Raw genomic sequence first — 21333 nt, 5'->3', positions numbered from 1 at the left:
GTTTTAACGTGTTACTACTTCCAGAAAATCAACGAACTTTAACACAACCTACCTTGCGTCGATTAGCCATTGTACAACTCGTGGTGCTGTTTCCGTTTTTATTTAGCCTGCCTTCTTTTTTGGTGTTTTTTATTTTATTGGCACCAAGTTGGGTATTGTTCAGACTACATACTCATAAATCGACTCGGTTAAATCGTTGGTTGATCATTGCAATCACATTAGTAATAGCTGTAATCGTGTGGCGTTATTTCGGAACGCTACGCGGAAAAGATGCGGGTGTTGCTTTAATTGCTACTATGTACAGTTTGAAAATATTAGAAGCCTATAAATATCGTGACTTAAACTTGTTACTTACTTTAGGTTTTTTCATTTTGTCAATGAGTTTTTTATTCTCGCAATCGTTCTTATTAATGATTTATGTCTTCGCAGCGTTTACGTTTCTGGTACATGCGCTTACGCAAGCGAACAGTCATCAGTCACTTGTATTTGATTGGAAGAGCAGTGTGAAAATTTTATCCTTGTCTTTACCGATCATGATTTTACTCTTTCTTTTTTTTCCACGACTACCAGGTCCTTTGTGGAAAATGCCAGGTGTTTCTTCCGCCGGTAGCGGCATATCCGATTCGATGACTCCGGGAGACATTGGTGTCTTGAACTTAAATGATGACCCGGCATTTCGAGTGAAGTTTGAGGAAGAGTTGAAACCAAGCAGTGATCAATTGTATTGGCGAGGTTTGGTGTTTGAAAATTACGATGGCATTACCTGGCGGGCGGATCCCATAAGGGAAGGACTTTCAAGCCAGATCCAAGAAGATGTCGATACGGTTTTTGAATACTTTGTGACTCAAGAGCCGACGCGACAAAATTGGTTGTTTGGATTAGATGTACCCATTAGCTTTCAGCAAGGACGTGCTGTTAATTCCGATGCTACTTTTTATTCGCCAAGTAAAATAAGTAATCGAATTCGTTATTCTGTAAAGTCTTCGGTGAATGCAGTGATTGATAAAACACTTAACCCAGTTGCGCGACAGCTCAATTTAATGTTGCCTGAAAACTCCAATCCAGAATCACGTCAATGGGCACTACAGCAGTATCAGAACTTCAACGATCCTGAAGATTTTGTTGCTTTTTTATTGCAGTACATTAATCAGCAGCCGTATTTTTATACCTTGCAGCCGCCCATTATGCGTGAAGACATGGTGGATGATTTTTGGTTCAATCATAAGCGAGGATTTTGTGAGCATTATGCAGGGAGTGTCACTTTTATTTTACGAGCGGTCGGGATCCCGGCACGTGTCGTGACCGGATATCAAGGAGGTGAATACAACCCGATTGGCGATTATTATCTGATTCGACAAAGCGATGCTCATGCTTGGCTAGAGTACTGGTTGCAAGATAAGGGTTGGGTGAGGTTGGATCCAACGGCAGCGATTGCACCGTTCCGAATTGAACAAAGTTTGTTAAGTGAAGTTGGGCAACGCGGATTCTTATTCGATACGCTACCAGACGCAGAATTATTAGGGGTGCGTTGGTATGATTATGCGCGCCAATGGATGGATAATATGAACGCTTTTTGGCAAGAGTGGGTGCTGGATTTTAACCAGGACAATCAATGGGATTTGCTGCGTTATTTGAAACTGAGCAAATTGTCAGGAGCAACACGTCATCTGGTTATTTTGTTGCTCGTCAGTGCCGTTATTGGTTTTATTGCTTGGCGAATTGCGAAATATCAGCCCGCTCTCGATCCTGTGGCTAACGCTTATCGAAAGTTACTCAATCGATTGAAGAAACTGGGTATCGAGAAGCATCCACAGGAAGGAGCACAAACCTTTATACGGCGTGTGATAAAGCAAAAGCCCGAATGGCGTGCGCAGCTTTCACCTATTTTACGGGACTACACATTACTGAAATACGCACAATGTGAGAATAACAAAGGGGTAAGGGAGCGTCTTACTCGAAACGTGCGAAGCTTATCTTTAAAATAATCTGAATGGTTAACCGATACCCAGCTTGATATAATGCCGACTTTCTCAAACTTTTTACCTTAAAAGCTACGCCAATCCATGGATATCTCTGCTGTACAAGAATTTTTACATTGCGAAACACCGAAAGCCTGGCTAAACGCTGCATTGGAAAACCGAGACTTGCTGTTAATTGATCACGCGCGTTGCGAAAAGAAAGCCGCCTCAACGGCTTTGAGCTTGATGTTCAAGTTTCCAGAGCGGGCTTCTTTATTGCACAAGCTGAGTCGATTGGCGCGCGAAGAGCTGCGTCATTTTGAGCAGGTATTCGACTTAATGCGAGAGCGCAAAATTGAATATCAGCACCTCACGGCTTCTCGCTATGCGGCCAAAATGCGTGAACCGGTAAAAATGGGTGAAGAGAGCGGTCTGGTTGATGTGTTAATTATTGGTGCTTATATCGAGGCGCGGTCGTGTGAACGCTTTGCGGCCCTGGCACCTGTGATGGAAGATTCGGATCCCGTGCTTGCCAAGTATTATCGCTTTTTGTTGAAATCGGAAAGCCGGCATTTTATGGATTATTTAGCGCTGGCTGAAGAGTACTCAAAAGAGCCCATCGCCGAGCGCGTTGACTTCTTTGGTAAGTTAGAGGCAGAGCTGATCCAATCACCCGACAAAGTGTTTCGCTTTCACAGTGGGGTGCCATCAACCTGAGGCGCGAGGTAGGGGCTGTTTAAGAAAACTTTAGTTGCTCATCGTTTTGAATACTGGCCAAATCAAAATGAAAAGATTGAAACTTACCACTTTTAAATTCTAAAAATTGCCCATAGTTTCGCCAGTCGCTTAAAACAACTCGTGTTGTATTTTCAACGTTGTGAACCGCAGGTCGATGGGTATGACCGTGGATCATCAACGAAACTTTGTTTTCTTTAAAAATTCGAGCCACTTCTTGGGTATTAACGTCGAGAATTTCATTGTCTTTTGCAGCTGTAGCATCCTTACTTTGTTTTCGGTAACTGTTTACAATTGCCAAACGTTGTTCAATCGGTAGGTTTAAAAATTCATCTTGCCAGGTTTGGGTGCGAACTTTTGCTCGAAACTCTTGATAGGCAACATCATCGATGCACATTGAATCTCCGTGGCAAACTAACGCTTTTTGTCCTTCCAAATCAATGAGAGCGTATTCTTCCAACAATGTCACACTGCCGCTTGCTGCAAATTCTTTTCCTAATAGAAAATCGCGATTACCATGACAAAAATAAATGGACGTTCCGCCCAATGTAAGCTGTTGAAGTTTTTTTTGTAACTCGTTGATCCAGTCGGTTTGATAGTCATCGCCAATCCAGACTTCAAAAAGATCGCCAAGAATGTAAAGCCGATTGGCTTTTGTTGCAAAATGATCCAGATAATGATGAAACAACCGCAACAGGTGCGGTTGTTCTTCACAAAGATGTAAGTCTGAAATAAAGTGTGTGATCATCATCAGTTAAAAGTGAATTTCTTATTGAACTTCAACACTTTCAATCACAATATCTTCTTTCGGCACATCGGAGTGCCCACCTAAATTTCCTGTGGCTACTCCTTTAATCTGGTTAACCACTTCCATACCTGAAGTTACTTTACCAAATACGCAATAGCCCCAACCTTGAGGTGATTCGCTTTTAAAGTCGAGAAACTTGTTGTCGTTAACATTAATAAAAAATTGACACGAAGCAGAGTGGGGATCCATGGTTCTTGCCATAGCAACTGTGCCGGCTTCATTGGATAAACCGTTATTCGCTTCGTTTTTAATCGGGCTGTTAGTGTCTTTTTGTTGCAACCCGGGTTCAAAGCCTCCGCCTTGAATCATAAAACCATCAATCACGCGATGAAATATTGTATTGTTGTAATGACCTGATTTTGCGTATTCAAGAAAGTTGGCAACCGTTTCCGGCGCTTTATCAGCGAATAACTCTAATGTGATATCGCCCATATTGGTATGCAGAATAACCATTTTTAACTCCTCGTCGGTAATTTTCGGGGCATTATGCCATAAAAATAGTATGAATTACCTCGCCAGCCATTTTAATATCGATTTGAAGCTACGAATGAAGTTGATAACTCAGTATAATTCGTGGTTTCGATGCATTTAACAACTACGGAATATCAATCCAATGCTACAGATATACAACAATCTCACTCGCCAAAAAGAAGCCTTTAAACCGATAGTGGAAGGTAAAGTGGGTATGTATGTGTGTGGCGTTACCATTTACGACTATTGTCATATCGGTCATGGGCGAACTTATGCCGCATTCGACGTCATGGCTCGCTATCTGAAATACAGTGGTTATGACGTTTATTATGTACGAAATGTAACCGATATTGATGACAAAATTATCAACCGCGCGCATGAAAATAAAGAGTCGTTTGAATCCATAACGGAAAGGTTTGAGCGTATCATGCTCGAGGATTTTGATGCTCTGGGATTGGAGCGACCAGACGATGAACCCCGTGCTACGCAATCGATGGACGATATTATTAACATGATTCAAACGCTGATGGACAAGCAGGTTGCTTATCAAGGTGATAAAGGCGATGTGTACTATTCGGTTTCTGCTTTTAAAGATTACGGTAAGCTGAGTAAGCAACATATAGAAGATTTGAGGGCTGGTGAGCGAATTGATGTCGCCGAGGACAAACGCGATCCACTGGATTTTGTACTCTGGAAAGCAGCAAAACCTGATGAACCCAGTTGGGACTCACCTTGGGGCAAAGGGCGACCGGGTTGGCATATTGAGTGTTCGGCCATGAGTAAGCAATGCTTGGGTGACCAATTTGATATTCACGGTGGAGGCTCTGACTTGCAGTTTCCTCATCACGAAAATGAAATTGCTCAATCCGAAGCGGCCAATGGGTGTCGATTTGTGAATTACTGGGTACATACCGGTATGGTACAAGTGGATAAAGAAAAGATGTCTAAATCCTTGGGCAACTTTTTTACCATTCGCGATGTGCTGAAGCAATATCGAGCAGAGTCGGTGCGATTTTTCCTATTGTCGAGCCATTACCGCAGTCAATTAAACTATTCCGACGAGTCATTAAATGCTGCGGATGCGAGCCTGGAGCGTTTATACCTTGCATTACGCGATGTGGATTTTTCGACAGGGAAAGTACTTGACGCGTACGAGCAAAAGTTTAAACAAGCGATGGACGACGATTTTAATACACCGGAAGCCATTGCTGTGTTATTTGAACTGGCGCGCGAAGTGAACCGGGCGAAAAAGGATGCCGACCCTGAGCTGTCGAACCTGGCACATACATTGAAAATTCTGGCCGGAGTATTGGGCCTATTACAGCAAGAGTCGGCTGAGTTTTTGCAGTCTACTTCGATGGGTGAAAACTTTGACGCGGAACATATCGAGGCATTAATTGCGGAAAGAACCCAAGCGAGGAAAGATAAAAACTTTGCTCGCAGCGATGAAATTCGTGATCAATTGCTGGCCGAAGGCATTGTGCTTGAAGATACACGCGAAGGGACAACTTGGCGTAAAGAATAATCGTTAATTAAAAAGTGACGAACGATTTAGTTTGTTGCTTTTTGAGAGTTAGGTTCTTGTTCTGCGGTGCGAGGTTTGCTGCGTCGCAGTTCATTCCAGCTCGCTTCGCTAAGAGAAAATTCATTCAGCTGTTTGCGCAGAGAATTGGATAAATTGACCAGATCTTCAGCTGTAACAGCCTGATGCTCAGTATCTTGTAACGTTTCTTCGTTTAAGGTCACCAGTAAAGCAACCGACTTCTTAGACTCTTCAACAACACCAATTTGTTGACGAACCAATTGCGCACTGGCTTGCATCAGGTTTTCGATTTCATGCATGGCATCATCCACCTGATTTAATTGTTTTGTTGAGGTATCTGACAGGTCGACGGTTCGTTCATTGGCCTCTTTCCCCGAAGCCATTGTTTCAAAAACGCTGGAAGTACCTTGTTGAATACGCTCAACCATGGCTCTTACCTCCTGAGTGGACTCAGCAGTGCGTTCCGCGAGTGTTCGCACTTCGTCTGCAACTACTGCAAAGCCACGACCTTGTTCTCCGGCTCGAGCCGCTTCTATGGCAGCGTTTAAAGCTAACAAATTGGTTTGTTCGGCAATTGAGTTGATGACATCAATAATGCTATTGATTTGCTCGCTGTCGATTTTCAGTTGATTAATATGTTCATTCGCTTGAGTCATACTTTGTGTCAAGGCTTGCAAGCTGGTTGCATTTTGGCCGGCACTACTACGAGTTTCCTGCACCGCTTGTGTTGCTTCACTTAATTGTTCAAAAATTGAATCTATGTGTTGGTTCAGTTGTGCGGAAGCGTCTACAACTTGAGCCACGGACTCATTCAGTTTTTTCCCGTAGCTTTCTTGATTTTCCGCTTTTGTATGCAACGAATTGTAGGACTCGGTTAAGTCTTGCGACATTGGCATTAATCGAGCGCTAGAGCTGTAAACCAAGTTGAGTAATTCATCGGCTTTACCTAACCGGTGATTGGCTTTGTTAAAGAGCGCTTCAAACCAACCACTTTTGGTGAGTTGAAATCGAAAGTTCATATTCACTTTATTGGTTTTTGAATACTCATTGACATAACGCTCAAGTTCACTCAGTGCGGGAGTGACTTTAATGTTGCATAGCGCATAAAGAATAACCGCAGCTAATGCGTCTATCAGCAGAACCCAAAGGTATATCGATAATTCGGCTTTGATTAGCCAAAGTATTAAAAGGTGGCCGGTGAGTAACACGGTGATGAGCGGTGCTAACAGGCGAGGTGCAATCTTTAACATGAGAATACCAATGCTCTTATTGTGCTATTGTTGAGATATTTAATTGAGTCCTTCACCTATAACAGCATAGCATTTGGTAAAATTATTGCTTTGTCTGCGATTGACAATTTCTTATAAAACGGTCACTTACATTGAGATGCGGTAGAGTGTCTAAGCGAACACATGTAAACTCAAGGTCATACCAGTTTAGTGAGTCGACATAGGCATAATACGCGCTCAAACTAGTGCCCTGACGATAGCTTGTTTCAGTCAGAAACCCTAAGGTAATCCATGTTAATAACCAGTCAATACTCGCGCGACGAACTCATAGCTTGCGGCAAAGGTGAGCTTGTAGGACCAGCTGGAAACACTGTTTCTCGCTTACCACTGCCCAATATGCTTATGATGGATCGTATAACGGCCATCAGTAATCAAGGTGGACAATTCGATAAAGGGTATATCGATGCGGAATTCGATATTCGTCCGGATTTATGGTTTTTTGATTGTCACTTCGAATCCGATCCAGTAATGCCAGGTTGTTTAGGGGTTGATGCGATGTGGCAGTTGACGGGCTTTTTCATTTCCTGGCTTGGGCAGTCAGGTAAGGGCCGAGCGTTGGGTTCTGGTGAAATTAAATTTTTCGGGCAAATTTTGCCCACAGCGCAAAAAGTCAGCTACCGTATTGATGTAAAACGCTTGATTTTACGTAAACTTAAGATGATTATCGCGGACGGTTCTGTCGCTGTTGACGGAAAAGAAATTTACACAGCAAAAGACTTAAAAGTGGGTTTGTTCGATTCAACCGACAGCTTTTAGGGCAGGGCGTACTTGCCGGTCCTTTGAGTCTTCTGTATGTTGAACAGAAATAAATTCTCAACTCGAAATATTCAGGAATCATTATGAGACGTGTCGTGGTCACAGGTATGGGCATTGTGTCTTGCCTTGGTAACAATGTTGAAGAAGTTACTGCTTCCTTAAAGGCGGGTAAGTCGGGTATTAAATTTAAAGAAATTTATAAAGAAAAAGGACTGCGCAGTCATGTAGCAGGGCGTCCCGATCTGGATATCAAAGATCACATTGATCGTAAGATTGTGCGCTTTATGGCGGATGCGTCCGGTTACGCTTACATTTCGATGCAACAAGCAATCGAAGACGCGGGTTTAACGGATTCTGATGTGTCTAATGTGCGCACTGGGTTAATCACGGGTTCTGGCGGTGGCTCACAAGGCACGCAGGTTGAAGCGGTAGAAATTTCACAATCGCGCGGTGTAAAGCGGGTTGGTCCTTACGCAGTGCCAAAAACCATGGCCAGTACCACTTCAGCCTGTTTAGCAACGCCTTTTAAAATTAGGGGCATTAACTACACCATCTCGTCCGCTTGTGCGACCAGCGCGCACTGTATTGGTAATGCGTATGAACAAATCGCTATGGGTAAACAAGACGTTATGTTTGCTGGTGGTGGGGAAGAAGAAGATTGGCGTTTAACCTTATTATTCGATGCGATGGGTGCTCTGTCTTCCAAGTACAACGACACGCCAGAAACGGCTTCTCGTCCGTACGATTCAACGCGAGATGGTTTCGTAATTTCTTCTGGCGGTGGTATTTTGGTGCTGGAAGAGTTGGAGCACGCAAAAGCCCGTGGCGCAAAAATATACGCGGAACTGGTTGGATATGGCGCCACATCGGATGGTTACGATATGGTAGCCCCGTCGGGTGAAGGTGCGGTACGCTGTATGCAGCAGGCCATGGCAACCGTAGCGGGTGATATCGATTATGTGAATACGCATGGCACCAGCACGCCTGTCGGCGATGTGGCGGAATTAAAAGCATTGAAAGAAGTGTTTGGCGATAAAATGCCGAAAATCTCATCAACCAAGTCGTTAGCGGGTCATTCACTCGGTGCAACCGGTGTGCACGAAGCCATTTACAGTTTAATTATGATGAAAGATGGCTTTATTGCAGGCTCAGCTAACATTAAACAAATGGATCCTGATGCCGAAGGCTTGCCCATTGTGCAAAAACTGGAAGAGGGCATTGAGCTCAACCGGATTTTGAGCAACAGCTTTGGCTTTGGCGGAACAAACGCTTGTTTAGTGTTTGAGAAGTTTAAAGATTAGATAGCTATCTATCGAAATAAAAAAAGCCGCTAACAATTAGCGGCTTTTTTGTATCGAATGTTAAGAAAATACCTAATATGGACCAGTCGCGTCTTAGCCTATCATATGGGAGTTTGTGGGTTAGGTATATCTGACAACCCTTATTTGGGATAGTATCTTCGAGCTGAAGTTGAATATTCGGAAAAGGATCTTCCTAAAAGCTGAGAAAACCCAGTTTGAGCGATGCGTATTTGTTAAGTACACCTAAATTTTACTAGCGGCATTCACAAAGTTATGCAATGAGCTTGAACAGTTCGTTTTTTCCGACGTAAAACTTTCTATTTTGTAACTTATTGTTTTTCAAGAATTAGTTTGAGTATGAATTTTGTTCAGCTGTGTTATGCCGAAATTTGGTCTGCTTTTTCCTAATTCATTATGAGACGGTGGTAATCTTAACTGTAAGTGATTGTTCAAAAATATGGGAAAATTGCTAAAATGAGATAATTGGATGTGCGGTTCTTAGGGTCCGAATGCACTAATGTTAAATTTCTTTCAATATTAAGAGTATCAATTATGAAAAAGTATTCATTTCTTTTAGTGGTTTTTTTGTTGATTCCATTTAAATCTTTTGCTTCAGGTTATCTTACACCGTACGGTCAGGGAGTAAAAATTCAAAAATATACCATGCATGGTGAAGGAGGCATGACCTTGTGGGTATCAGGAATAAGTAACCCTGACAATTGCAATGATATTACACTCGTTCATATTAAACCTACCATGGCAGGTTATGATGGTATGATTTCAGCTGCAATGGCAGCCTACGCTTCCGGTAAGAAAATTGGCTTATGGAGTAATGGTTGTGACATTATCCCATTCTGGGGCGGCTCAGCAACTAAACCAATTGTTCATACTTTATGGGTTACAGACTAAAAATTATGTTGTATCACAAATATAGTTAACTGACGAATGCACAAATTTATAAATTTAACCAAGCGCTTAAGCCGATCTCAAACCACGCACTTCGTTTTGGTTTAGCAGGTTTAGCGTAGAGTTAAGTAATTAATATGATAAATATTGGTACATTATTCTTTGCGCTTCTGATTTGCTTACTTGTGATGGCCTCGGAAAATATCATTGAACTTGAAGCGGAAAGTGGGCTGATTAATATAAAAGAAATAGGAGATATCGCAGATGGCATTAAAGTTACATTCAGTTTAAATTCTTTTAAAAAAATAAATCTTGGCCTGTATCGGCTTATGTAGGACTTTACGACGTGTATGACCAGAATAATAGCTTTCATATGCTCATCATTCAAAATAAATCCAAAGATAAATTTGTGTCCTATCAGAGTTAGAAAAAGAAGGATACAAAGATACTAAATTACAATATGACAAATTATTTTTAGAGACTGCAGTTAACCACCATAAAAAACAACTAACATCCATGAGCAAAACGGGAGTAGCATTGAATCAGCCAAATATCGATGAGTCCTCGTGGTATCTGATTAAATTAAGTGAAAAAAGTTGGGTTATCCGTAATTCGAATTGCCATAGTGGTGGAAAAACTGGGGTGACCACAAGTAAACCATTAAATTAGATGCTAACAGTAAAGACAGCATCGCCCTGCGGGCCGTGCGCACTAACGCGCCGAGGCTTTAGGTGGTTAGCTGTCTAGGTGTACCACATGAGTAACTGGAAAAAGAAAAGTAGCAAAATTGAAAATCCAACCGGTTTTGGAATCGGTATAGGTGTTGCCATCGGAGCTGGAATTGGGGTGGCAGTGGGTAATCTTGCACTTGGTATAGGGATCGGCATAGCTATTGGTGTTGCTATTGGAGCAAGTCAGAAAGGCAAACAAAATATTAATGGCTCTGATAAGTAGAGTTGTTTGCAAAAAGTCATTTGCAGCAGGACCATCCGTCTTCGGCCGGGACCTCCTTAGCTGCGTTTTTTAGTCGGCCAGTGTGCTGGGCGTTATATAGTCTAAAAGAGTTATTATGCGAATTTTTGACTTCGATGAAAGTGTATTTATTCAGCCTTCAGAAACAACTCGTTGTACCAAGTGCGGCTTGAAGCATTTGCTTGAGGAAACTACTTGCCCTTACTGTAAAGGCATGACAAACGGTGAAATCATTGAGAAGTTGCATATTCCTCACTCCGAACAGCAAGATGACAATCGAAAAATTGGTTTTGCTTTTTTAGCTGTTTTTATGGGAATTGTGGCGTTGCTGTCAGTTTTTTATTAACCATAAGTGTGCCTAAATAACAAACCAATAAAAAGGATGCAAAACGCTAGGCTTGCGCTCCATTTCAACGAAAATTATAAATAGATGGTTTGGAAGCGGTACCTCTATCTTTTTCTCGTTACCCAAAGAACCACAATCAATAATACAGAAACGAAACCAAATGCTATCCAGCCGTACCACATTGATGCGGTTGTTTCAGCAAGACTTTGCATAAGTTGCTCATTACTTTTATTCAGCTTTGATAAACTTTCCTTTTGCTTTTCTGTTTGTTGTTCAATTTTTGTTATTTCTCCAATATGCATAACTTTCAAGCTATTGATGTGATTTTTCAGTTCGATGGTTTGTTCTAAATGGAAAAGGGCTCTGTCAAATTGGCTCAGTTGTTTGTAGATGCTATAAAGCAACTCATGGGCTCTATTGGCTTGCTCAGGAAATTTTTTAAGTGTTAACTCTTTCGTAATTTGCAATAACTTCTCTTTGGTGTCGCTTAAGGCATTTTCAGCGATATTCAACTCGGCAATGTCTAATAAAATCTCTTTTTCAATCGCAGAGAATTGATTGCTAGAAGCAATCTCTAAGGCTTTTTCATAATGTTGGCGAGAGTCTTTTAGTCTTCCTTTGTATGCCTCTATATCTCCTTTAATTTGAAAGTAATACATTAACGTAAATGCATCAGAAATGGTTTTAAAAGATTCGTCCATAATCGCTGAAAAGGTTTCATACTCAGATTGATCTTCGGCATAAGCGGAAGACTGAGTTAAATTAACCAATGTTTGCCAGCGACTAAGTTCGGATATTTCGTTGCTGTTTAAGCTCTTATTGTAGGCTTCTTGATAAAATTCTTTTGCAATAGTGAAGTTTTCGAGCTCTAAATATACTGTTCCGAGGTTGTTTAATAGTTTTGAAATTTCAACGATATTTTGGGTGCTTCTTGCTAACTCCAGCGCGTTACTGTAATGCTGAATCGCTTTATCATATTGGTTAAGGTAGAAATAGCATGACCCCTGATGCTTTAACGCTATGATTAAGTTGTTCTTATCATTGTTGTAGAAAGAGGCAATTCTTGCTTGCTCAGCAAAATTAAACGCTTTTCCATAATTTCCCGATTTTATATTTTGATAGGCTAGGTCATTGATTTGAGAAATTGATTCCTCGTCGGTTGCTAAGATAGTGTTTTGGCTCAAATAAAGGAGTAGAAATAAAACAAATCGAAAGCGCATGAAAAATTCTCTGATAAATAGAGGTACATAGTACCTCAAAAAGTTATTTTTTATTAATTTGAATTATTCCATTCGCTTTCAAATTATATTTGTTATCCAGTTTTTGATTCAGCTTGTCTGTATCATTGTTTCTGAGCAGCTCTTTTTCTTCTTCGTTTAACCCAAATTCGTCCATGACTTTTTCTTTATTGGAACGGTACTTTTCTTGGAAGTCAGGGTCATTAGTCACTTTTTTAAGTAATTCTTCGAGCTTTTTTGACATTATGATTCTCCTTAAAATTTAACTTTATTACAAGATCGTTAATTTCAACTTCTCGAGTTTTTCGAACATAAAAGTGTCGATTTCACTTTTGTTTTTCGCAGGAACGAATAAAGTAGAACGGTGAGACAGACTTTGGTCGACCAAAGCGTCAATTGGTACTGTTTTTATGATTGGCTCTAGGAGGCTGTTTGTTGCGCCTTCATAAAGCACGACATGGTACTGATCTGAATATAAAGCGCTTAATTTAGAAGAGAGCATTTGAATCGCTTTTGTCACCGGACTCAGTCGTGAGTTATCAATATCACCGATAACTCCAAGCTGCCAAAGAATAAGAGGCGTGGTTGTGTCGATTGAAAGATGATGTGTTAAAAAATAAGTGGCTTCATAAGTTTGGCAACCTGAAGAGCCTGGATTGACACCTAAATCAGCAAACAAGCAATCTTCTGCAGACACACCGGGCAACATAAAAGCGCGATAGCCTTCGCTTCGGGCGATATCAATAACTTCATGAGAAGGCGTTACAAATACACCTGGATGTCCGTAAAACACTGCGACAATTTTTAAATCCTCACGTACGCCTTGCATAATGCGTTCAACCATCATGTTGTAGGTTTCACGTCGATTCGATGTTTTTTGATAACAGTCACCGAGATACACAAGGTTTTCATTAAGCGAGGAGAGGTAGTCGATACCGAGTGGATCGGGAACGATATGGTAGACGCGATCAGCCGCTCGAATATGGCGTTTCGCTTCCTGTGTGATATGTTGCGGCGTGATTAGGCCGGTGCCAACCACGACAAGACGACCATTTGGCATAGGGGTGCTGTATTTTTTATTTACGGATCATGGTGCCAGTAATTGATGCTCGCGTCTAGTGTAATCTATGACGCAAGTAACGGAACCACCATTAGTCTTGTGATAGCACATTACGTTATTAAGATCTAATTCGAGACGGAAGAAGCCTCAATCAACTCCGCTTTTTTCAGTGCATTTAATTGCATGCGCTTGTCGATTAAGTTTTTAGCCGCGACTAAAAGTCCGAGTCCAAAAAAAGCACCCGGTGGCAAAATAGCGAACAGAAAAGATTGGTCAATTTCAACCACTTGAATGGTTAATACCTTAGCCCACTCTCCTAACAGCAAGTGAGCACCGTCAAACAGTGTACCTTGCCCTAATAATTCGCGAATAGCCCCTAACAAAACCAGCACAGTGGAAAACCCAATGCCTTGAGTTAGTCCGTCTACAAATGAGGGCAGAATGGGGTTTTTGGATGCAAACGCTTCGGCGCGACCAATGATGCTGCAATTGGTGACAATCAGTGGAATAAAAATGCCGAGTACTAAGTACAACTCATAAGTGAAAGCGTTCATTAACAGCTGAGTGTTTGTTACGAAAGAAGCGATCATCATGACAAACACAGGAATGCGAATTTCTTTGGGCACCCAATGACGTACAAATGAAACGGAAATATTGGAACCGACTAAGACCATGGTGGTTGCGATACCTAATCCAAGCCCGTTGATTAAGGTATTGCTGACCGCCAATAACGGGCATAGGCCCAGTAACTGAACCAAAGCCGGATTGTTTTTCCATAAGCCGTCGATGCTGATTTGTCGGTATTCAGGTTGACTCATGACTCGCTCCACAAGCGTTAGGACGGTTGAAGATTTCGTTGGCATGCTTTTGATAAAACACCAAACCTTTTTCGATCGCTTTTAAGACCGCCCTGGGTGTAATGGTAGCGCCGGTAAACGCATCGAACTTCCCACCATCTTTTTGTACTTTCCACTCGTCTTCTGAAACCTGGTCGAGTGAAAGGCCGGCAAATTGCAACATCCAGTCCGATTTACGAAGTTCTATTTTGTCTCCGAGACCAGGCGTTTCATTGTGTTGAATTACGCGCACACCGGCGATTCGCTGATCCGCATACAAACCAATGATCAATTCAATGTTACCGTTGTAACCATCTGGCGCTACAACCGTGAACACAGATGCAACCGGCTGGTTATCCTGAGTCATACGATAAAATCGAGTGCTTCCATTTTTGTTTAAAACGCCTTTCGAGTCGAATTCAACACAGTCATGATACACATCATTATTGTAAGCCGATCCTGGAACCAACTCTCCTAAAGTACGTGCGAGCTTTGACTGCATTTCCGCACGAATCTTATCTTTGGTGAGTTGATTGAACAGCGCAATAAGCCCAATCGAGAGCAAAGCAAAAGCGGCCAGAATCATCGCATTTTTGTAAATGGATCGCGCTAGCATGACTTATTTAACTCCGGAAATACACAAGATTTTTTCATGCGCCATACACCTTGGGTTGGGTATAGTGATCAATTAATGGTGCCGACATATTCATCAGCAGGACTGCAAAAGCGACAGCATCTGGGTAGCCACCAAATGTACGAATTAAAATGGTAAAAAATCCGACGCCGATCCCGAACGCAATTTTTCCTCGATTGGTGGTTGCTGCGGACACCGGATCGGTCGCAATAAAAAACGCGCCTAACATGGTCGCACCGCTAAACAGATGCAGCATGGGCGAAGCAAATCGCGTGTCGTCGTAACCGTGGAGCAGCGCTGCAATAACAAAAAGGCTGGCGAGGAAAGCAACCGGAATATGCCAACTGGTTGCTTTGAGCAATAAAAGCAAAATACCGCCGCCTAAAAACGCAAGGTTTACGTATTGCCAACCAACGTTTTGCCATCCATCGAATATCGGCTTGTCGGCGACCTCATCAATAATAAAGCCCATAGAAGCGGCTGTTTTTAACTGATCAAGCGGTGTGGCCATGGTAAACCCGTCAGCGCCTAGCAGGTAATACCTTAAATTTTCACCCAGGGTGTCTTTTCCGGTAAAAAATAACGAGAGGCTATCGGTAAAACCAGGTGTAGAGTTGGCTAACTCACTCGGTGGTAGCCAGCTTGTCATGGCAACCGGAAAAGAAATCAACAGTAATACATAGCCCGCCATAGCCGGATTAAACGGGTTATAACCCAACCCCCCAAATAAATGCTTCGTAAAAACAATGGCGAATACCGTGCCGATTGATGCGACCCACCAAGGTGCCAGAGGAGGTAAGGCTAACCCGAGTAAAACGGCGGTTAATAACGCGCTGTGATCAAAAAGGCCGCGACGAATGTCACGTTGTCGCAGTTTTAATACGATGGCTTCACTCGCCAAGGCAACGAAAGCGCAGGTCATCAAGTTGAACAACACACCCCAACCAAAAAAATAAATCAGTGTTAATGCACCAGGAGCCGTTGCTAGTATCACCGTCAGCATCAGTCGGCTGACTGTATTTTCTGCAGACTTAAAAGGGGATGAGTGCAACATCTAATGGAGCCTCCTGTCATTAATGGCCCGTTCAGTTGGTTTGTCTGTGTTCCTGGCAAGACGCACCTCGCCGGGAATGGCTGTTGTTCTAGTTAAAAGGCGTCTAGGATTCCGTATTTTTTTTTCTGGCTTTAGCACGCGCTACGGCTTCGGCAATGGTGGCTTTTTTCTCATCGGCTTCGCCTTGCGCTTCGGCAGCTTTCTTACGCGCTTCGGCGGCTTTTCGATGTTTCTCGGCGCGCTCTTCTTTTTCTCGCTTCAAGCGAAACTCTCTGAATTCGAACCTTTCGCGAGCCTGTTCCGCTTTTTGTTTTTCTTCGGCGCGGTGACGGATTTCATTTTTCGCATATCGGTAATACTGCACTAGCGGGATTTTGCTAGGGCAAACGTAGGAACAGGCACCACACTCAATACAATCGAACAAGTTGTAAGCTTCGGCTTTCTCGAAATCGTCACTGCGAGCAAACCAGTAAAGCTGTTGCGGTAACAAAGATGCCGGACACACATCGGCGCATTGACCGCACCGAATGCAAGGCAGCGATTGTTCCGGAATCGCGAGCTCTCCTGGTTTTGCTGCAATTAGGCAATTGGTAGCCTTAACAACAGGGGCGCTCTGGTCTTGAATGGCATAACCCATCATTGGGCCACCCATGATAATTGAGTTCACTTCTTTAGCGTCAACTTGCTGCAGTAACCAGTTGATGGGTGTCCCCAATTTAACACGGTAATTACCGGGGAGTTCGCAAGCCTCTCCCGTTATTGTGACAATGCGCTCCGTTAATGGAATACCCTGAACAATGGCCTGATAAATGGCAAAGGCTGTAGCCACGTTATGCACCAAAAGTCCCATTGAACTTGGCAACTCGTTTTTCGGCAGTTGCTTTCCGGTAACCAATTCAATCAGCTGCTTTTCTCCGCCGCTTGGGTATTTGGTCGGTAAAACACAAATGCGAATGTTTGTATGCCCATATGCTTTTATGGCTTCGTGTAAACGTTCAATCGCTTCCGGCTTATTGTCTTCAATGCCTATTACGCAGCTCTTCGCATGAGTGAGGTGCATAACAATGTTAAAAGCCTCGATAAGTTGCGGGGCTTGCTCTTGCATCATGCGATCATCGCAAGTGATGTAAGGCTCACATTCAGCAGCATTAATGATGAGTGTTTCAATAGAGCCCATTAATTTGATATGGCTTGGAAATGATGCACCGCCTAATCCAACGATACCGGCCTGTTGCACTCGCTCCAGTAACATTTGTCGATCACAGCTTAAGGGCGATGTAATGGGATCAAATGCTACAGACTTTTGTGGCTCATCGGTTTCGATGACTACACACAAGTCTTCCATTCCCGATGGATGGGGAACCGGTCGGTTTTCTATTGCAATTACTTTACCGCTACAGCCTGTATGGACATTGGCTGAAACATTGACTGGCGCTTCGGCTATTACTTGCCCGGCTTTTACGTAATCCCCTATTGCCACGATCGGTTGCGCGGTTATTCCAACATGTTGCCCAAGCGGTAGAATCAAATAGGGCGGAAGGGGTAACTCAGCAATGTCCGATGCGTTAGACAGTGACTTCATTTCTTCGGGATGGACACCGCCGTGAAACTTGTATTCGCTGTGGAACAGAATATCGCCAGCTTCCGACATATCAGGATACCTGCTTCACTGGAATTAACTGTGCAGAATGTTTGTTATGGAGCTTTGGGTCCGGCCACTGCCATTGTTGTAAGTTGTGAGTTATCGGCAACATATCGATACAGTCTACCGGACATGGGTCGACGCAGAGATCACAGCCAGTACACTCATCGACTATAACGGTATGCATTAATTTGGCTGCTCCGACAATGGCGTCTACCGGACATGCCTGTATGCACTTAGTACAGCCAATGCATTCGTCTTCTCGAATATAGGCAACACGCGGAATGCTTTTTTCTAAGGATTCATCCAGTGGCACCACCTCGCGCCCTAATAAATCGGCTAACGCTTTAACGCCAGCTTCTCCACCGGGAGGGCATTTGTTAATTGCGTCGCCATTGGCGATGGCTTCGGCATAAGGGCGACAGCCTGGGTAGCCGCATTGGCCACATTGCGTTTGTGGCAATATATTGTCGATTTGATCAACAACCGGATCCGATTCCACTTTAAAACGAATCGCCGCATAGCCCAGCAAGGCACCGAAAATTGCTGTTAAACCTACTAAAATCAGAACCGCAGTGATGACATCCATTAAAACTTCACCAGCCCTGTAAAGCCCATAAATGCCAAAGACATTAGCCCTGCGGTGATGAGTGCAATGGCTGGCCCTCGAAACGGTTCTGGCACATCGGCAGCGGCGATGCGCTCTCGCATGGAAGAAAAAAGTACCAACACTAAAGAAAATCCAACCGCAGCACCAAAACCATAAACGATGGACTCGATAAAATTATGTTGTTCATTGATGTTGAGTAGTGCAACACCCAATACCGCACAGTTTGTTGTAATGAGGGGTAAAAATATGCCCAACAAGCGGTACAACAATGGGCTGGTTTTATGGATCACCATTTCCGTAAATTGCACAACTACGGCAATTACGAGAATAAAACAGAGCGTACGTAAATACTCCAAATTTAGCGGCGTTAACAAAAACGTATCGACAATATAGCTACAGGCAGAAGCGAGTGTGAGCACAAAGGTTGTTGCGAAAGACATACCGACCGCTGTTTCAACTTTGCTCGAAACACCCATAAAGGGGCACAGGCCAAGAAACTTGACCAGTACAAAGTTATTCACAAGAACGGTGCTGACCAGCAGCAATAAGTATTCAGTCACGTAGCAGGATATTCTTTAATAGGTGCAGGCTGTTTGCTTATCAGCTCATCATTATCCTATCTTAGTCGAACAGACTCAACCAAATGATTTTCAAGATCTTTTTGGTCCATCAATGTTTTGTGGAATTTGGCTCATTCGACGGCTCATTATGCTTGATGTGTTTACCCCTAAAATAAATCCAGGCGTAACGCGCCGAAGCACTTAGTAAAATAAGAATAAACCACACCAAAGCAATATGCAGCAGCATATTGATTTCTCCTGCACTGCCTTCGTTTTCCAACTCTAGGATAAACGCAATGGTTGCAGGAGCATAGGTTTCGGCCTCCGGTACTTGAGTAAAGCTGAAAGCACCGGCGGCAAACATCGACAACAAAATAGACTGAGCGGCAAAATGCCAATGACGCACTTTCCACCACACTAATGCTAGAAATAGCAGTCCGCATCCAATATAGGCCCACCAGCTTTCAGCGTAGAGGGCAAAAGGTTGAGCGCTTAACAACATGAACGGCAATACCTCTTGATTACTTCACACGCATGCCGGGTTCGGCGCCTTCATCAGGATTTAGGATCCAGAGGTCTTTACCGCCAGGGCCAGCTGCTAAAACCATACCTTCGGAAAGCCCAAAGCGCATTTTGCGTGGTGCCAGATTGGCGACCATGACCGTTAATTTGCCTTCCAGCTCTTCTGGTGAATAGGCTGACTTTATGCCAGCAAATACTTGTTTGGTAACGCCGCCGAGATCCAGTTGCAGTTTCAGAAGCTTTTCTGCGCCTTCGACGTGTTCTGCTTTGGCGATACGGGCAATGCGTAAGTCGATTTTTTCGAAATCACCAAATTCAATGGTGTCTTTTAACGGCTCGGCGAGTTGCGGTTCATTTGCCGCCGCAGTTTCTGTTTTGGATTCTTCTATCATGGCTTCTATTTGTTTGGCTTCAACGCGTTTGATCATAGCTTTAAAGCGGTTAATCTCGTGATCTTCTAATACGGTTTGAACATCACGCCACTGCAAGGGTTCAATATTGAAAAAGGTTTCGACTTGTTCGGCGATTGCGGGAATCGCTGGCTTTAAATAAATCGTCAGAATACGGAACAAATTTAATGCGACCGAGCTGATGGTGTGTACTTCAGCAGCCGTCGCTTCGTCACGAATCTTTACCCAGGGCTCTTCGGTATCGACGTATTTATTGGCTTTATCGGCCAGGGCCATAATATCGCGTACCGCTTTACCAAATTCTTTTTGTTCGTAATAGTTGGCAATGGTTTCCGCGGCTTGCTGAAACTCTTTAATAAGTGGGTGTTCAGCGGTGCCTTCAGCCAACTTTCCGTCGAATCGCTTACTGATAAAGTTGGCGCAACGGCTGGCGATATTCACGTATTTGTTAACCAGATCGGCATTGACACGCGCCACGAAATCTTCGAGGTTCAGATCAAAATCGTCGACGCGACTGGTGAGTTTGGCGAGAAAATAATAACGCAAGTATTCCGGACTTAAGTGATTCAGATAGGTTCGCGCCTTTACGAAGGTTCCTTTTGACTTTGACATTTTGGTGCCGTTGACCATCAAAAAGCCGTGTGCGTGTACACGTGTTGGTTTGCGGAATCCGGCACCTTCCAACATGGCCGGCCAGAACAACGTGTGGAAGTAAACAATGTCTTTGCCGATAAAGTGGTGCACTTCCGCGTCGCTGTCGGTTTTCCAGAAATCGTCGAAGTTTATGTTCGGGTTTTTGCTGCAATAGTTTTTAAAACTGGCCATGTAGCCAATGGGCGCATCCACCCACACATAAAAATATTTGTTGGGTGCGCCAGGAATTTCAAAACCAAAATAAGGGGCATCACGCGAAATATCCCACTCCGCCAGACCGGCATCAAACCATTCATCCAGCTTGTTCGCAATTTGTTCCTGTACGTGCTCCTGGCGCGTCCATACTTTGAGCATTTGTTCAAAATCGGTGAGCTTAAAGAAAAAGTGTTCGGAATCGCGTAAAACCGGTGTCGCTCCAGAAACGGCTGATTTCGGGTTTTTCAATTCAGTCGGGCTGTAAGTTGCACCGCAATTATCGCAATTGTCACCGTACTGATCGTCGGAGCCACATTTCGGGCATTCTCCTTTAACGAAGCGATCGGGTAAAAACATCTGTTTTTCCGGATCAAACAATTGTGAGATTGTGCGGCGAGCGATATGACCGGACTCGTTCAGACGGTTATAAATTAATTCGCACAATGCTTTGTTTTCTTCGGAGTGGGTTGAATGGTAATTGTCGTAATGCACCAGAAAATCTTCAAAATCTTTGAGATGTTCTTCGCGGGTGGCGGCAATAAAAGCTTCCGGTGAAAGACCTTCTTTTTGAGCACGAAGCATTACCGGTGTGCCATGGGTATCATCAGCGCAAACACTGATGCATTGGTGACCACGCATTTTTTGGAAACGCGTCCAGATATCGGTTTGAATATGCTCCAGCATATGTCCAATATGGATGGATCCGTTGGCATACGGTAATGCGCTGGTGACGAGAATTTTTCGGCTCATTATTTAACCTGTTAAACCCTAAAGGTTGGAAAATAAACAAAAATTTGGAATTGAGTTCAGAACGGCGAACTATAACAAAACTG

At 43.3% G+C, this 21333-nt stretch carries 23 protein-coding genes; 9 read left to right on the top strand and 14 right to left on the bottom strand.

Features of this window, described 5'->3' with window-relative positions; genetic code table 11:
* Positions 1–8 precede the first annotated feature (8 nt).
* Both ACTUJY_RS02940 and ACTUJY_RS02935 read left to right on the top strand, forming a co-directional pair.
* Positions 9–1985 (top strand): transglutaminase TgpA family protein, encoded by a 1977-nt coding sequence (locus tag ACTUJY_RS02940; RefSeq protein ID WP_463614559.1) that lies wholly within the window; start codon positions 9–11, stop codon positions 1983–1985.
* 78 nt (positions 1986–2063) lie between these two features.
* Positions 2064–2675 carry a MiaE family protein gene (locus tag ACTUJY_RS02935; protein ID WP_463614558.1) on the top strand — a complete coding sequence of 204 codons (612 nt, stop codon included), beginning with the start codon at positions 2064–2066 and terminating at the stop codon, positions 2673–2675.
* Positions 2676–2694: 19 nt separating this feature from the next.
* On the opposite strand, the gene ACTUJY_RS02930 is transcribed toward ACTUJY_RS02935, so the two are convergent.
* Positions 2695–3444 (bottom strand): UDP-2,3-diacylglucosamine diphosphatase, encoded by a 750-nt coding sequence (locus tag ACTUJY_RS02930; protein ID WP_463614557.1) that lies wholly within the window; start codon positions 3442–3444, stop codon positions 2695–2697.
* Positions 3445–3462: 18 nt separating this feature from the next.
* Positions 3463–3954 carry a peptidylprolyl isomerase gene (locus ACTUJY_RS02925; RefSeq protein ID WP_463614556.1) on the bottom strand — a complete coding sequence of 164 codons (492 nt, stop codon included), beginning with the start codon at positions 3952–3954 and terminating at the stop codon, positions 3463–3465.
* Positions 3955–4114: 160 nt separating this feature from the next.
* Between ACTUJY_RS02925 and cysS the strand changes: the two genes are divergently transcribed.
* Positions 4115–5497 (top strand): cysteine--tRNA ligase, encoded by a 1383-nt coding sequence (cysS, locus tag ACTUJY_RS02920; protein ID WP_463614555.1) that lies wholly within the window; start codon positions 4115–4117, stop codon positions 5495–5497.
* A gap of 26 nt (positions 5498–5523) precedes the next feature.
* On the opposite strand, the gene ACTUJY_RS02915 is transcribed toward cysS, so the two are convergent.
* Positions 5524–6765, bottom strand: coding sequence for a methyl-accepting chemotaxis protein (locus tag ACTUJY_RS02915; RefSeq protein ID WP_463614554.1), 1242 nt, complete (start codon positions 6763–6765; stop codon positions 5524–5526).
* Positions 6766–7035: 270 nt separating this feature from the next.
* Between ACTUJY_RS02915 and fabA the strand changes: the two genes are divergently transcribed.
* From fabA to ACTUJY_RS02885, 6 genes are all read left to right on the top strand, one after another.
* Positions 7036–7560, top strand: a complete 525-nt coding sequence (gene fabA, locus ACTUJY_RS02910) for a bifunctional 3-hydroxydecanoyl-ACP dehydratase/trans-2-decenoyl-ACP isomerase (protein ID WP_463614553.1) — start codon at positions 7036–7038, stop codon at positions 7558–7560.
* Positions 7561–7643: 83 nt separating this feature from the next.
* Positions 7644–8861, top strand: a complete 1218-nt coding sequence (gene fabB, locus ACTUJY_RS02905) for a beta-ketoacyl-ACP synthase I (RefSeq protein WP_463614552.1) — start codon at positions 7644–7646, stop codon at positions 8859–8861.
* Positions 8862–9413: 552 nt separating this feature from the next.
* On the top strand, positions 9414–9770 hold the full coding sequence (locus tag ACTUJY_RS02900) for a hypothetical protein (protein ID WP_463614551.1): 357 nt from the start codon (positions 9414–9416) through the stop codon (positions 9768–9770).
* A gap of 134 nt (positions 9771–9904) precedes the next feature.
* Positions 9905–10102 carry a hypothetical protein gene (locus tag ACTUJY_RS02895; RefSeq protein ID WP_463614550.1) on the top strand — a complete coding sequence of 66 codons (198 nt, stop codon included), beginning with the start codon at positions 9905–9907 and terminating at the stop codon, positions 10100–10102.
* Positions 10103–10523: 421 nt separating this feature from the next.
* Positions 10524–10721 carry a hypothetical protein gene (locus ACTUJY_RS02890; protein WP_463614549.1) on the top strand — a complete coding sequence of 66 codons (198 nt, stop codon included), beginning with the start codon at positions 10524–10526 and terminating at the stop codon, positions 10719–10721.
* A gap of 115 nt (positions 10722–10836) precedes the next feature.
* Complete coding sequence (locus ACTUJY_RS02885) at positions 10837–11085, top strand: hypothetical protein (RefSeq protein ID WP_463614548.1); 249 nt, start codon at positions 10837–10839, stop codon at positions 11083–11085.
* A 104-nt stretch (positions 11086–11189) separates the two neighbouring features.
* Here the strand turns inward: ACTUJY_RS02885 and ACTUJY_RS02880 are convergent, their stop codons facing one another.
* The 11 genes from ACTUJY_RS02880 to metG all read right to left on the bottom strand — a co-directional run bounded on the left by ACTUJY_RS02880 (position 11190) and on the right by metG (position 21250).
* On the bottom strand, positions 11190–12305 hold the full coding sequence (locus ACTUJY_RS02880) for a tetratricopeptide repeat protein (RefSeq protein WP_463614547.1): 1116 nt from the start codon (positions 12303–12305) through the stop codon (positions 11190–11192).
* 43 nt (positions 12306–12348) lie between these two features.
* Positions 12349–12567, bottom strand: a complete 219-nt coding sequence (locus ACTUJY_RS02875) for a hypothetical protein (RefSeq protein ID WP_463614546.1) — start codon at positions 12565–12567, stop codon at positions 12349–12351.
* A 27-nt stretch (positions 12568–12594) separates the two neighbouring features.
* Complete coding sequence (locus ACTUJY_RS02870; protein WP_463614545.1) at positions 12595–13383, bottom strand: SAM-dependent methyltransferase; 789 nt, start codon at positions 13381–13383, stop codon at positions 12595–12597.
* Between the two features lie 125 nt (positions 13384–13508).
* Entirely contained in the window at positions 13509–14201 is a 693-nt protein-coding gene (locus ACTUJY_RS02865; RefSeq protein ID WP_463614544.1) for an electron transport complex subunit E, read from the bottom strand.
* Complete coding sequence (gene rsxG / locus ACTUJY_RS02860; RefSeq protein ID WP_463614543.1) at positions 14188–14835, bottom strand: electron transport complex subunit RsxG; 648 nt, start codon at positions 14833–14835, stop codon at positions 14188–14190. Before rsxG ends, ACTUJY_RS02865 begins: the two co-directional genes overlap by 14 nt.
* Before the next feature lie 34 nt (positions 14836–14869).
* Complete coding sequence (rsxD, locus tag ACTUJY_RS02855) at positions 14870–15907, bottom strand: electron transport complex subunit RsxD (RefSeq protein ID WP_463614542.1); 1038 nt, start codon at positions 15905–15907, stop codon at positions 14870–14872.
* 103 nt (positions 15908–16010) lie between these two features.
* A complete protein-coding gene (gene rsxC / locus ACTUJY_RS02850; RefSeq protein ID WP_463614541.1) occupies positions 16011–17558 on the bottom strand; it encodes an electron transport complex subunit RsxC in 1548 nt (515 codons plus the stop codon).
* Between the two features lies 1 nt (position 17559).
* Positions 17560–18138 carry an electron transport complex subunit RsxB gene (gene rsxB, locus ACTUJY_RS02845; protein WP_463614540.1) on the bottom strand — a complete coding sequence of 193 codons (579 nt, stop codon included), beginning with the start codon at positions 18136–18138 and terminating at the stop codon, positions 17560–17562.
* A complete protein-coding gene (gene rsxA / locus ACTUJY_RS02840) occupies positions 18138–18719 on the bottom strand; it encodes an electron transport complex subunit RsxA (RefSeq protein ID WP_463614539.1) in 582 nt (193 codons plus the stop codon). The genes rsxB and rsxA overlap by 1 nt, the downstream gene beginning before the upstream one ends.
* 109 nt (positions 18720–18828) lie before the next feature.
* On the bottom strand, positions 18829–19221 hold the full coding sequence (locus ACTUJY_RS02835; protein WP_463614538.1) for a hypothetical protein: 393 nt from the start codon (positions 19219–19221) through the stop codon (positions 18829–18831).
* A gap of 19 nt (positions 19222–19240) precedes the next feature.
* Complete coding sequence (metG, locus tag ACTUJY_RS02830; RefSeq protein ID WP_463614537.1) at positions 19241–21250, bottom strand: methionine--tRNA ligase; 2010 nt, start codon at positions 21248–21250, stop codon at positions 19241–19243.
* Positions 21251–21333: the final 83 nt, after the last annotated feature.

It is taken from the genome of Pleionea sp. WD8-19, assembly GCF_055326765.1.
This window is presented reverse-complemented; position numbering and strand designations above follow the sequence as displayed.

Coding starts and splice junctions, on each gene's coding strand:
- fabA (WP_463614553.1), top strand. CDS start 7,036: ATGTTAATAACCAGTCAATACTCGCGCGACGAACTCATAGCTTGCGGC.
- rsxD (WP_463614542.1), bottom strand. CDS start 15,907: ATGTTGCACTCATCCCCTTTTAAGTCTGCAGAAAATACAGTCAGCCGA.
- ACTUJY_RS02890 (WP_463614549.1), top strand. CDS start 10,524: ATGAGTAACTGGAAAAAGAAAAGTAGCAAAATTGAAAATCCAACCGGT.
- ACTUJY_RS02885 (WP_463614548.1), top strand. CDS start 10,837: ATGCGAATTTTTGACTTCGATGAAAGTGTATTTATTCAGCCTTCAGAA.
- ACTUJY_RS02895 (WP_463614550.1), top strand. CDS start 9,905: ATGATAAATATTGGTACATTATTCTTTGCGCTTCTGATTTGCTTACTT.
- ACTUJY_RS02935 (WP_463614558.1), top strand. CDS start 2,064: ATGGATATCTCTGCTGTACAAGAATTTTTACATTGCGAAACACCGAAA.
- rsxB (WP_463614540.1), bottom strand. CDS start 18,138: ATGGATGTCATCACTGCGGTTCTGATTTTAGTAGGTTTAACAGCAATT.
- ACTUJY_RS02930 (WP_463614557.1), bottom strand. CDS start 3,444: ATGATGATCACACACTTTATTTCAGACTTACATCTTTGTGAAGAACAA.
- ACTUJY_RS02870 (WP_463614545.1), bottom strand. CDS start 13,383: ATGCCAAATGGTCGTCTTGTCGTGGTTGGCACCGGCCTAATCACGCCG.
- ACTUJY_RS02875 (WP_463614546.1), bottom strand. CDS start 12,567: ATGTCAAAAAAGCTCGAAGAATTACTTAAAAAAGTGACTAATGACCCT.
- ACTUJY_RS02880 (WP_463614547.1), bottom strand. CDS start 12,305: ATGCGCTTTCGATTTGTTTTATTTCTACTCCTTTATTTGAGCCAAAAC.
- fabB (WP_463614552.1), top strand. CDS start 7,644: ATGAGACGTGTCGTGGTCACAGGTATGGGCATTGTGTCTTGCCTTGGT.
- ACTUJY_RS02925 (WP_463614556.1), bottom strand. CDS start 3,954: ATGGTTATTCTGCATACCAATATGGGCGATATCACATTAGAGTTATTC.
- ACTUJY_RS02900 (WP_463614551.1), top strand. CDS start 9,414: ATGAAAAAGTATTCATTTCTTTTAGTGGTTTTTTTGTTGATTCCATTT.
- rsxG (WP_463614543.1), bottom strand. CDS start 14,835: ATGCTAGCGCGATCCATTTACAAAAATGCGATGATTCTGGCCGCTTTT.
- ACTUJY_RS02915 (WP_463614554.1), bottom strand. CDS start 6,765: ATGTTAAAGATTGCACCTCGCCTGTTAGCACCGCTCATCACCGTGTTA.
- ACTUJY_RS02865 (WP_463614544.1), bottom strand. CDS start 14,201: ATGAGTCAACCTGAATACCGACAAATCAGCATCGACGGCTTATGGAAA.
- ACTUJY_RS02835 (WP_463614538.1), bottom strand. CDS start 19,221: ATGTTGTTAAGCGCTCAACCTTTTGCCCTCTACGCTGAAAGCTGGTGG.
- rsxC (WP_463614541.1), bottom strand. CDS start 17,558: ATGTCGGAAGCTGGCGATATTCTGTTCCACAGCGAATACAAGTTTCAC.
- cysS (WP_463614555.1), top strand. CDS start 4,115: ATGCTACAGATATACAACAATCTCACTCGCCAAAAAGAAGCCTTTAAA.
- metG (WP_463614537.1), bottom strand. CDS start 21,250: ATGAGCCGAAAAATTCTCGTCACCAGCGCATTACCGTATGCCAACGGA.